Origin of the sequence: Kitasatospora sp. NPDC048298 (genome assembly GCF_043201465.1) — a bacterium.
GTDB lineage: Bacteria > Actinomycetota > Actinomycetes > Streptomycetales > Streptomycetaceae > Kitasatospora.
This window is the reverse complement of sequence record NZ_JBICYZ010000073.1, coordinates 1-11,642: the sequence shown is the minus strand read 5'-3', so window position 1 is coordinate 11,642 and position 11,642 is coordinate 1. Positions and strand designations below refer to the sequence as shown.

Here is an 11,642-nt window from a genome sequence, read left to right as displayed (position 1 = left end):
TACCACCACCCACCCGTAGGAACAGCATGCGCACCCCCGCCCTCCGCCCTCACCCCCTCATCGAAGACCTCGCCCTGATCGGCAACACCGCCACCGGCGCCCTCGTGCGCCGCGACGGGACTGTCAACTGGCTGTGTCTGCCCCGCTTCGACTCCCCTGCCGTCTTCGCCGAGTTGCTCGGCACCGAAGAACACGGCTTCTGGCGCATCGCCCCGGCCACGGACGGCATCCCGCGACCGTCCGACCGGCGCCGCTACCGCGGCGACACCATGATCCTGGAGCAGGAATGGGTCACCCCGAACGGCATCGTCCGGGTGACCGACTTCATGTCCTGCGGCCCCCAGGTCCCCCAAGTCGTGCGGATCGTCGAGGGACTCAAGGGCACGGTGGCGATGACCTCGCTGTTCCGCCCCCGTCCCGGCTACGGCGCCAACAGCCCGCTCATCACCCGCACCGCGCGTACCGGAGCCCCTCGGCTGTGCGCCACCACCTACCCCGACACCTACTGGCTCGACGGCCAGCACCACACCGTCACCGAAGACGGTGCCCGCGCCGACTTCACCATCACGTACGGCGTGTACACCACCTTCACCCTCACCTGGCAGCCCTCCCACCTGCCCGCCACCCCGACCATCCGCAGCGCCCGCTCGGCACTGGCACGTACCGAGGAATTCTGGCGCGAGTGGGCGTCCCGCGGCACCTACCGGGGGCCCGACCGCGACGCCGTGGTGCGCTCGACGCTCGTCCTCAAGTCGCTGTGCAACCCGGGCGGCGGGATCGTCGCCGCGCCGACCACCTCACTGCCCGAGCAGATCGGAGGCGAGCGCAACTGGGACTACCGCTACACCTGGCTGCGCGACGCCTGCCTCACCGCCACCGAACTCGCCCGCCTCGGCCACACCGAGGAGCCAGAGGCCCTTCGCGACTGGCTGCTCTGCGTCCTGGGCCGCGACGTCGAGAACATGCAGATCATGTACGGCCTCAGCGGTGAAACCGACCTCACCGAACGAACACTGGACCATCTCCCCGGCTATGAGGGATCCCGGCCGGTCCGGGTCGGCAACGGCGCCGCCGGACAGCTCCAGCTTGACGTCCCCGGCGAAATCGCCGACTTCCTGCTCGCCGCTGAGGATGCCGGATTGCCGCCCTCGCGCGACGCCGACGCGATGCTGCGGCCCTCGCCCGCTTCACCGAGGACCACTGGCGCGAGCCCGACGAGGGCATCTGGGAGGTCCGCGGCCCACGCCGGCACTTCGTCCACTCCAAGGTCCTCGCCTGGGTCGCCATCGACCGCACCATCACCCTGCTGCGCCGCCGGCCGGACACCACGCCGAAGGAACTCGCCCACTGGGAGCGACTGCGCCAGGAGATCCACACCGAGGTCTGCGAGCGCGGCTACGACCCGGAGCGCAACACCTTCACCCAGTACTACGGCGGCCAGGAGCTGGACGCCTCGCTGCTGCTGATCCCCAGGTCGGCTTCCTCCCGCCGGACGACAAGCGCGTCATCGGCACCATCGAGGCGATCCAGCGCGAACTGTCCACCGAGGACGGCTTCGTGCTGCGCTACCCGACCCACGACGAGTCGGGCAACAACGTCGACGGCCTCTCCGGCCACGAGGGCGCCTTCCTCGCCTGCTCCTTCTGGCTCGCCGACGACCTCGCCATGATCGGCCGGGTGCAGGAGGCCCGCGAGCTGTTCGACCGGCTGCTGGCGCTGCGCAACGACCTCGGCCTGCTCGCCGAGGAGTGGGACCCGCGGCTCAAGCGCCAGGTCGGCAACTTCCCGCAAGCCTTCAGCCACCTCGCCCTGGTCGGCACCGCCCTGCGACTGACCGACGCCGTACACCTGCCCGCTCAACGCGCCCTGCCCGCCGGGGCACTCCCCGAGCGGGAGCTGGGGATGTCCACGGTCGCGGGTGTCCGGCAGAGGGCTGGCCTATGAACACTCACATGCCGCCAGTGTCCAACGTCATCGGCAGCGCCCGGACCTGCCCCGTGGTCCGGGCCGGTCCGAGCAGCCTGGCCTCCGTTACCGCGACGGAAACGAGGGGCCGGGGTCTCAGTGGTACCGGCGTGAGCGGCTGAAGCGGGCCAGCACGCGCTCCGCATCTGCTTCGTTGAGACCGAGGGCGGCAGCGGCTTGCTCGGGACTGCTGTCGCTCCGAGCGTTGCGGGCGGGCCAGAAGGCGAGCTCCGCGGCAGTCACCTCCAGCCGGAGGGCTGCCCGCACGGCGGCCAGTGGGTGTGTGTTCCCCAATTTCTCGATCTCCTCCGTCAGCTGGCTGAGCAGGTCGGTGACCGTCTCGGGCAGGGGCACCGTCGTCGCCTCCACCTCGACGAGGTGTATGTCCCACCAGTCGCTCTCGCACTGGATCGCCACGCCGACGCCTGCCCTGGCGAGTTCCTGGTCGCCGATCTCGTCCCAGTCCAGCACGTGCTTGGGGCCTGTCCACCCACAGGAACACTCCCCGCGCAACGCGTGCGCCTGCGGGGCATCGTAACGGCCGTTGTAGGCACTCCAATGCGAAACGGACCGCCCGCCCCCGCTACTGCTCGTCTGGTAACGGACCGGGCGGGGGACGGTGCCGTCGGCCAGAAGCACGCCGACCGCGCCCTTGTGCGAGTCACCGAACTCCCCCGTCGACCACGTCTCCCGCTCACCCATCGCGCTCCTCCAACCGGCCATCTGTCTGATCCGTTGCCCTCTTCCGGGGCGTCGGGGACGACGATCCCGCAGTCCTCGGTTGCGTGCCACCGAAACGGTGAAACACCAGCCTCCCGGGAGGGCCCCGGTGCGCGTCGTCCCGGAACAGGTCCCCTATCCCGGTCCGGGGGCGACGGGGCCGATACCGAGAAGGGTCCAGCCGGACACGGTCGATGCCAAGGCCGTGACCGACCGCTGCGGAGCGCCAAGGCCTGGCGAGCCCCCAGCTGCGAAGTCCTCCCGGTCCAATTCGCCGGGGTCAGTCAGGCGGGCGATGGCCAGCCGGTCAGCGGGACCGTGTGCGGTGGACCGCCCACCAGGCTCTCAGGTGTGTCTCAGCGTCCTCGGCGCTCATAGGGCCATGTTCTTCACGGAGTCCACGTCGCTCGAAGATCGGGATCGCCCAGATCGCCGGACGGGCGCTGCGTCGAGGCGACCGAAGCCGCCGTAAGACCGCGGCCATCATCGTGCCGGTCATCGCCGCCGAGGAGGCGGACCAGGACACGGACAGCGGCTTCGATGTCGTCGTCTCCTCCATCCAGGCCATGGCGGCACTGGACGACCGGCTCGCCCACCACCTGACACGGCTGCGCCGCACCCGTCCGATCAGCGCCCGCCCCGCGCAACCGCTGCTCTTGCCGAAGTGGATCTCCTTCAGCGGAACCGAAATCCCCAACGGTTTCATCGATGCCGTCACCACCAGGACCATCTTTTCCACCGGCTCCCGCAGGGAACGCCACCTGGAGGACCTGAGGTCCTTCCACGCCACGAACGGCCACCTACGGGTCGGCAAGGATTGGATCGGCCCCAGCGGGGAGCGGACTGGGCAGTGGCTTCACAACGCGAGACACCGCTACCGAAACGGATCCCTGCCTTCCGCGGTCGCACGCCAGTTGGAGGAACTGGGCGTGATCTGGCACTCCAGGGATACCGAGTGGGAGCAGCTCATCCAGGACCTGACCGACTACAAGGCCCAGCACGGCGACCTCTTCGTTCCCGCCACGTACGTCACCCCCGCCGGCAGACGCCCCCTCGGCGCCCAGGTCCGCGGCAAGCGCGCCCGGTTCTCCTCCCTCAGCAGGGAACGGCGCCAGGAGCTGATCAGCCTCGGGTTCGTGACCAGTGTGGCGGCTGCCCGGTTCATGGACAACATCGAGTTGTTGAAGGCGTTCAGGGCGGAGAACGGGCATGTGCGCGTCCCGGTGGGGAAGGGCGGTGATTTCGACCGGCTGGGGAACTGGTTGAAGAACTGCCTGGCGAAGGCAAGGAAGGGCATGCTCACTCCACAGGAGCACGCCGAACTCACAGCGTGCGGTGTCGTCCTCCCACCACTGGCCGACACGGTGGTACAGACCCGCTTACCGTCCCCATAGATCAAGCGGGCTTCCCTGGAGGGGCCACGCTATTCAAGTCAGTAAAGCGTGTCGTCGCCGCGCGGCATCCCGTGCGCAGGAGCGAGGGCTCACGTGGGGTGACGGTCCGAACGAAGGCCTCGCAGTCCAGGCGCCGATCATTCGCGCCTCGCTGCGGCTGTCCTCCGACAGGGACCGCTCCAAGCTGGTGCCGGCCCTGCGGGCGATCTACACCGCACCGACCGAGCAGGCCCTTGACGAGTTCGCCGCCTCCGAGCTGGGCGAACGCTACCCGGCCGTGGTCCGCACCTGGCGGGCGGCCTGGAGCGAGTTCACGCCCTACCTCGCGTTCCCGCCCGCGATAAGGACGGTCGTCTACTCCACGAACATGGTCGAGTCGATCAACTCCCGACTGCGGAAGGCCACCCGCAACCGCGGCCACTTCCCCTCTGAGCAAGCGGCGTTGAAGGTGCTCTACCTCGCCCGTCCAGGGGCAGATCTCCCCCAGGGCAAGCGACATCAACCACGTCGCCGCACACTGGAAGGAGGCGCTGAACCAGTTCTCACTCTTCTTCGAGGACCGGCTCAGTATCCGATAACCGCAAGGCACTTACACAAGATCGCTTACACGCCCGCGGTCCGCGCTGCCTTCGTTCTCTTCCTCGTGTGCGGTGGGACCACCCTCTTCGTCTTCGGGACGGTGGCACACCGTCCTGGTGGTAGGGCGCCATGGGGCGGGCTCCTGTTCGGGGCGGCTGTGTGTGCGACGCTCACCGTGGTGCTCCCGCCGCGACGACGCCGTTGAACCTCCTCCGCGAGAGCCCGACGGATCACGGGCTGCCGAGGGCGGCTTCCTCGCGGTCGAGGTCGTGCTGGACGCGGCGGCGGGTGGTGTCGCTGATGCGGTGTTCGTCGTAGAGACGGTGCAGCTCGGTGCTCTGGACGGCGATGACCTCGCGGCGCAGCTGGCGGTAGACGGCGTCGGCGGTGGTGCCGTCGGGGGTCTCGGGGGTGCGGTCGAGGCGGGCGGTGAGGGCACGGCGGACCCGGTCGAGAGCGGTATCCGGGACGGCCTCCAGCTCGGCGAGGTGTCCCACGTGGTCGAGGGCGGCCCGATTGAGCGCGTCGCGGGCGTCGTCCTCCTCGCGGGCGGTGTGCTCGGGTTCGAGGGCGAGACCGGAGCGGTTGACGACGGCGGCGAGGGTGAGGCCCTGGACGACGAGGGTGAAGACGACGACGGCGGTGGTGAGGACCAGGATCAGCGGCCGTCCGGTGAGCGTCGTGCCGTCGTCGGCGAGCAGCGGGATGGACAGGGCGGCGGCGAGCGGCATGACGCCCCGGGTGCCTGCCCAGGTGACCACCCCGGCGACCCGCCAGGAGAGCCGGCCGCGGCCCTGGCTGGGCTTGACGGCGCGGGTCAGCGGCAGGGTCGAGAGGACCCGCACTGCGGTCAGTACGGCGGCCAGCGCGAGCGCCTGCAGCGGCCACCAGCCGGTGCCCGGGGGCAGGTCCCGCACCAGGGTGGGCAGTTCCAGGCCGACGATGCTGAAGACGACGCTCTCCAGCAGGAACACCACCACCGCGTACACGGCGTGCACCTGGAGGCGGATGTGGGCGTCGGTAAGCCGGTGGCCGGAGCGGCCGAGCAGCACGCCGGCGACCACGACCGAGGTGACGCCCGAGGTGTGCGCGGACTCCGCGAGCACGTACGCCGCGTACGGGGTGACCAACGCGATCACCGTCTCCAGCACCGGGTCGGTGGTGCGGCGGCGCACCAGCCACACCAGTCCGGCGACGACGGCGCCGACCACGCTGCCGCCCCCGCCGAGCAGCAGGAACTCGCCGCCCGCCACCGGCAGGCTCACCGAGGCGCCGACGGCCACCGCGATGCCGATGGCGACCTTGAACAGCACCAGCGAGGTGGCGTCGTTGAACAGGCTCTCCGCCTGCACCAGGACCTGGAGCCGCCCGGGCAGGGCGAGGCGTCGGCCGAGCGCGGTGACCGCCACCGGGTCCGTGCTGGAGAGGACGGCGCCGAGCACGAAGGCCATCGCGGGCGGCAGCCCGGCCACGGCGACGGCCGTGAAGCCGACGGCGGCGGCGGAGGCGAAGACGAGGCCGAAGGAGAGGATCGTCACCGGGCGCCACACGGTGCGCAGGTCCCGCAGCGACAGTTCCTCGGCGGAGGCGTACAGCAGCGGCGGCAGGACCACCATGCCGATGATCTGCGGGGGGATGTGCAGCGCCGGGACGCCGGGTATCAGCGCCACTCCGATGCCCGCCAGGACCAGCAGCGACGGCGCGGGAACGCGCAGGCGTTGGGCGAAGGTGGCGACGGCCGTGGCCAGTACCACCAGGACGAGAACGATCGCCACGACATGCATCGGCGGAAAGACCCCATCGCAAGAACCGGGGTCACCGCCGCCGATCGCCACAGTCGTCCCCCGCGCCGACCAGGCTTCCCGGCACACCTGCGGTCATCTTATCGGAGCACTAGCAGAGATCGGCGGTGTGGAATCACCGGACAACGGAGTGCCGGCAGCACGCACGACGAGCCGGGCGACCGCGCCCCTGGCCGCCTCGACACTCCGGTTCAGGCGAACTCGCGCAGGCGCGGCCGCACGCCCAGTGCGGTCAGGGCGAACGCCGCCGCCAGCACCGCGGCGCCGAGGCCTGCGGTGGTGGCGTCGAGGTCGTCGTCGGTGGCGGCGACGACGCCGTCGAAGGCGCGCTGGTTGATGGCCTGGTTGTCGTCCAGGGCGGCGCTCAGCGTTCCGAAGTCGGCGTTGGACTGGCCCGGGGTGAGGCCGGTGTTGTAGGTGACAGCTTCCTTGAGCTTGCCCTGGGCGTTCAGCTCGCGGATCTTCCGGTCGTCGCGCTGGTACTGCTGGAAGGCGGCCAACACCCGCTCCGCCGCGTCCTGTTCACCAGGGAACGTGATGTTGCGCAGTTCGTCGCCGAGGTACCCGCCGAACCCCACCTGGCCGTGGTCGGCTCGGTGCTTGTCGGCGAGCGCGGCGAGCCGGTCGTTGTACGCGGCGAGGACGGCGCCGTCAACCCGGGCGAAGGACTGGGTCTTGTCGAGGAAGCTCTGCTCGTAGGCGGCCGCTCGGGTGAGGTCGGTCAGGTAGCGGCTCTCGTCGGCGTTGAGGTCGTACGCGACCGCGCGCCCGGCTGAGGGCGATCACCGAGTCGAAGGAGTTGCTCTTGGCGACCACCAGGTGGTGGTCCGCCCGGGAGGTCAGCGTCAGCGCGGTGATCAGCCCCGGGAGAACAAGCAGGCTCGTGACCGCCAATGGCACGTTCACCAGCCGCCTGAAGCGCACGGCGAGCACCCGCTGCAGCAGCCCGAGCCCGGCCAGGGCCAGCAGACCGGTGAGCAGGATCCACCACCAGCCGCCGACCAGGGCGTCACGCTGGTCCGCGTAGTTGCGCTCGACCACGGCCGCATTGGCCTTGGTGACGTCGTCGACGCCCGGAAGCAGGCGCTGGCGCAGCAGGTCGGTAGCCTGCCGGTAGGCGGCGAGGGCGTCCGCCGAGGGTCGGCCGGCCGGGGCGTGGGCCTGGTCCTCCAGCAGCTGGGCGCGGGCCACCAGGGCCTCGTAGCGGCCGAGTTCACCGATGACGGTCTGCACGGCCCGCTGCCCGGCCTGGTCGCCCGCCACCGCCTCCGTGACGCGCTGCAGGTCGGTGTCGGCCTGGGTGCGCCGCTGTTCGTAGGTGTCCAGGGTCTCCTTGCGCAGCGCCGTGTAGTCCGGGTCGGCGCCGAACAGCAGCAGGTTCGCGGCCTGGGCGTCCATGTCGTTGAGCGCGAAGTAGAGGTCGGCCGAGCGCACCACCTGCGGGGCGGCCTGGTGGCCGATGACGTCCGTGCCGTCCCGGGCTCCGCCCAGGACGATGGCGGTCGCCGTGCCGGCGGCGAGCAGCGCCGCGAGGCAGATGCCGGTGAGGGCGCGCACCAGGCGGGGGGTGTTCCACCAGGCCCGGCTGCGCCAGGAGGTTCCGAGCCGGTGTCGGGGGGCGCGCGGCCCGGGTGGTGGTGCGGCGGTCTCCTGTCGCGCCGTTTCCGACGCGACTGCTTCCCCCATGACCGCCGTACCGCCCGACGTTCCCGTTGGCATCGCCGCGCGCCCCCTCCCCCTGTTTTTCACTGGCCGCCGAACCTTCCCCGGAGGAACCCGCCGGGGGTCGGGGTTCGGCAAACGGTTCGCCGCCAGGCCCCACGCCCGGGCAGCGAACCGTTTCCTCGCAGCTCACACTAGGTCCGACCGAACACTCGTCCGCCCGCCCTGACGAGTCCTTGATGCCGCCGCGGATCATCTTGACGAGGCATTGGCGCAAGATCTGTCCGGGTGGGCGGCCGGGACGCGTCCCGGCCGGGGCTCACCCCTCAGCGGGTGATCGTCCACTGCTGCTCGGCGGACCCGTCGCAGGTCCACACGCCGAGCGTCTTCTGGTCCTCGTGGTAGGTCAGGCAGTCCTGATCGCTGATCCTGACCTGGAAGCGGTCACCCCCGACGTTGAGGACCTCCCACTTCTGCTCCGCACCGCCCTTCCAGCCGTTGACGTCGGCGAAGTAGGTGCCGGTGTTCTCGGTGAGCTCCGGGCCGAGGGCGCTGGTGATCCGGTAGCGGCCGCCACCGGCGTCCTTGAAGGTCCAGCGGGAATCGGCACCGCCGAGCTTGCCGGCGATCACCGTCGAACCCGGGGCGTCGCCGGTGGCGACGGCACCCAGACCGTTGACCGTCCGCAGGTACACCGGGGTGTCCAGCGGCGGGTGGCCCGAGCCGGACGGCTTGCCGGGCTTGGCGGGCTCGCCGGGCTTTCCGGGGTGGGCGGGCTTGCCGGGCTGGACCGGCACACCCGGCGTGGCCGGCTCGCCGCCCTTGGGAACGGCGGGTACGGCAGGTACGGACGGCGAGGCGACCCGGCCGGGCTGGACCGGGGTCCCGCCGGACGGGACGGCGCTGGTCAGCGTCCGCCGGAAGTTCACCACGGCGTCGGTGTGGTTGTACCGCTGGCCGGGACGGCTGGTGCCCGGCGGGTAGGCCCAGTTGTGCTCGCGGGAGGACCGGTCGAACAGGCCGTAGAACGCCCAGTTCCCCCAGCCGCCGTCGAAGCCGTTGGCGAACATGCCGCCGCCGTGGAAGATCCAGATCCGGTAGGTCTGGTCCTCTCGCGAGGTCTGGTCGTGGTAGGTGACGTCGTACGTGAAGTCGACGTCCTCCAGGTGCTCCTCGTAGTTGTGGACGTACCACGGATCCCCGAAGGCGTTGTTGCCCTTGATATCGAAGATCATGACGTTGTAGTAGCCGCCGGTCTTGTTCACCAGCAGGTCGAGCAGGCCCTTGACGAAGCCCTCGCGGGCCAGCCGCTTGGCCTCCCCGCTCTGCTGGGCCGCCTGGATGCACCACACGAAGGCGGTGGAGCCCGGCGTCACCACGTTCGCGGCGTTGCAGTTCTCCTTGACCGGGTCGTAGCTCCCGTCGGCCGCCGCCGGCCCGGCCAGGCCCGCGACGGCCAGGGCGCTGAGGCCCGCGGCAACGGCCGCCAGCTTGATCCTCGACAACACGTGCTCTCCTTCGAATTCGGACCCGAACGGATCCGGTCGGAAAGCACGATGGCAGGGCGGAACGTCGATTCCGGGATTCGGCCGGTGATCCTTACGGGATCCATGCGAGACGGATCAAGAATGCGCGAATTCCGTTGAACTCCCCCGCCTGGAACGGCCGTTGATACGTGTAGGAGTCACATCGAAGGGAACGGGACACCGACCCGGATGCAGCCCGTCAGGGCTGGAACCGGTAGCCGATCCCGGGCTCCGTGATCAGGTGGCGCGGCCGGGCCGGATCGGGTTCGAGCTTGCGCCGCATGCTGGCGAAGTAGACCCGAAGGTAGTTGCCGCGCCCCTCCTGGGCCGGGCCCCAGACCTCGGTCAGGATCTGTCGGCCGGGTACGAGCCGACCGGGGTTGGCGAGCAGCAGGGTGAGGATCTTCCACTCGGTCGGAGTGAGCCGGACGGGGCCGCCCGGGCCGGTGATCGTGCCCGCGTCTAGGTCGACCTCGTACGGCCCGATCCGCACCGACGGATCGGGCGCGGGCGGGGCGGGCCGGCGCAGAACGGCTCGGAGCCGGGCCAGGAGTTCGTCCACGACGAAGGGCTTGGTCACGTAGTCGTCCGCCCCCGCGTCGAACGCCCGGAGCTTGTCATCGATGTCGGCCCGCCCGGTCAGCACGATGATCGGCACGGTCAGCGTGGAGCGGATGCCATGGATCACGTCCACGCCGTCGAAGTCCGGCAGGCCGAGGTCCAGGACGATGGCATCGGGTGGCGCCTGGCCCACCGAATCCAGGGCTTCCTGGCCGGTGGCCGCGGTGAGCACCGAGTACTGCCGGGCCTGGAGATTGATCCGCAGGGTGCGCAGCAGCGCCGGTTCGTCGTCGACGACGAGGATGTGGCTCACCGGTCCGCGCTCCTCTCCAACAGGGCGACGCTGGGTTCGTCGATCCGCGTCTCCGGTGCTGCGGGCAGGGTGAGCAGCATGGTGGTGCCGCCGCCCGGGGTGTCCTCGACCTCCAGGCTGCCGCCCATCGCCTCGGCGAGGCCGCGGGAGAGGGCGAGTCCGAGGCCGACGCCGGTGGTGTTGTCGGTGTCGCCGAGGCGCTGGAAGGGCAGGAAGACCCGGTCGCGGTCCTCGGGGGCGATGCCGGGGCCGCGGTCGATCACCCGGATCTCGACCTGGTCGGCGTGGTGGCTGGCGGTGACCAGGACGGGCGCGCCGGGGGCGTTGTACCGCAGCGCGTTGGTGATCACGTTGGCGAGCACGCGTTCCAGCAGGGGCGGGTCGGCGAGCACCGCGGGGGCGGCGTCGAGGTCGAGCGGCTGGATCGGCGCGTACGGATCGGGCAGTGAGTCCACGGCACGCATCAGCACCTCTTCCAGCGGGACGGACGCCAGGTGGAGCGTGAGGGCGCCGGCCTGGAGGCGGCTCATGTCGAGCAGGTTGTCGACCAGCCGGGTGAGCTTGACCAGCGACTCGTCGGCGGTGGCGAGGAGTTCGGACTGGTCCTCGGGTGAGAACTCGACGTCGGGGCTGCGCAGTGAGCCGACCGAGGCGAGGGCGGCGGCGAGCGGGGTGCGCAGGTCGTGGCTGACGGCGGCGAGCAGGGCGGTGCGCATCCGGTCGGCGGCCTTGATCGGTTCGACCTCTGCGGCGGCGACGGCCAGCCGGTCGCGTTCCAGGGCGGCGGCGACGTGGGCGGCGAAGGCGGTGAGCACCCGCTGGTCGGCGGCGGGCAGCCGGCGGCCGGTGAGCACCAGGAGGGCCCGTTCTCCGACGGCCACTTCGGTGGCCTCATGGTTTCCGGTCTCGACGCCTCCGTCCGTCTCGGCATCACTGCGGGCGATGGTCTCTCCTGTGAGGCTGTCGAGCAGGGTCACGGAGTCCATGCCGAAAGCCGTCCGGGACTTCTCCAGCAGGGCGGGTACCGCGTCGGCGCCGCGCAGCACGCTGCCGGCCAGGGTGGAGAGGGTCTCGGCCTCGGCGGTGGCGCGGGCGGCCCGGCTGGTGAGCCGGCCGGCGT

General features: G+C 70.8%; 9 protein-coding genes and 2 pseudogenes. 4 read left to right on the top strand and 7 right to left on the bottom strand.

Annotation, left to right across the window (positions count from 1 at the left end):
* Nucleotides 1-26 precede the first annotated feature (26 nt).
* A pseudogene (locus ACGF0D_RS36180) lies at nt 27-1,106 on the top strand (glycoside hydrolase family 15 protein); the annotation flags it as partial.
* 32 nt (nt 1,107-1,138) lie between these two features.
* Nucleotides 1,139-1,944: pseudogene (locus tag ACGF0D_RS36175) on the top strand (glycoside hydrolase family 15 protein).
* A 117-nt stretch (nt 1,945-2,061) separates the two neighbouring features.
* Here the strand turns inward: ACGF0D_RS36175 and ACGF0D_RS36170 are convergent.
* Nucleotides 2,062-2,667, bottom strand: coding sequence for a hypothetical protein (locus tag ACGF0D_RS36170; protein ID WP_392923652.1), 606 nt, complete (start codon nt 2,665-2,667; stop codon nt 2,062-2,064).
* Between the two features lie 506 nt (nt 2,668-3,173).
* Between ACGF0D_RS36170 and ACGF0D_RS36165 the strand changes: the two genes are divergently transcribed.
* On the top strand, nt 3,174-4,079 hold the full coding sequence (locus ACGF0D_RS36165) for a helicase associated domain-containing protein (RefSeq protein ID WP_392923649.1): 906 nt from the start codon (nt 3,174-3,176) through the stop codon (nt 4,077-4,079).
* A gap of 187 nt (nt 4,080-4,266) precedes the next feature.
* Entirely contained in the window at nt 4,267-4,863 is a 597-nt protein-coding gene (locus ACGF0D_RS36160; protein WP_392923647.1) for a transposase, read from the top strand.
* A 25-nt stretch (nt 4,864-4,888) separates the two neighbouring features.
* Here ACGF0D_RS36160 and ACGF0D_RS36155 read toward each other — a convergent pair whose 3' ends face one another.
* The 6 genes from ACGF0D_RS36155 to ACGF0D_RS36130 all read right to left on the bottom strand — a co-directional run.
* Complete coding sequence (locus ACGF0D_RS36155; protein ID WP_392923645.1) at nt 4,889-6,442, bottom strand: Na+/H+ antiporter; 1,554 nt, start codon at nt 6,440-6,442, stop codon at nt 4,889-4,891.
* A 209-nt stretch (nt 6,443-6,651) separates the two neighbouring features.
* The gene (locus tag ACGF0D_RS36150; RefSeq protein ID WP_392923642.1) at nt 6,652-7,038 is read right to left on the bottom strand and encodes a hypothetical protein; all 387 of its coding nucleotides are present in this window, start codon (nt 7,036-7,038) and stop codon (nt 6,652-6,654) included.
* A 73-nt stretch (nt 7,039-7,111) separates the two neighbouring features.
* Entirely contained in the window at nt 7,112-8,017 is a 906-nt protein-coding gene (locus tag ACGF0D_RS36145; protein WP_392923640.1) for a hypothetical protein, read from the bottom strand.
* A gap of 431 nt (nt 8,018-8,448) precedes the next feature.
* Nucleotides 8,449-9,627, bottom strand: coding sequence for a hypothetical protein (locus tag ACGF0D_RS36140; RefSeq protein WP_392923637.1), 1,179 nt, complete (start codon nt 9,625-9,627; stop codon nt 8,449-8,451).
* Between the two features lie 220 nt (nt 9,628-9,847).
* Nucleotides 9,848-10,522 carry a response regulator gene (locus ACGF0D_RS36135; RefSeq protein ID WP_392923635.1) on the bottom strand — a complete coding sequence of 225 codons (675 nt, stop codon included), beginning with the start codon at nt 10,520-10,522 and terminating at the stop codon, nt 9,848-9,850.
* On the bottom strand, nt 10,519-11,642 hold a 1,124-nt coding region (locus ACGF0D_RS36130), incomplete at its 5' end, for a sensor histidine kinase (RefSeq protein WP_392923632.1). The genes ACGF0D_RS36130 and ACGF0D_RS36135, both read right to left, overlap by 4 nt.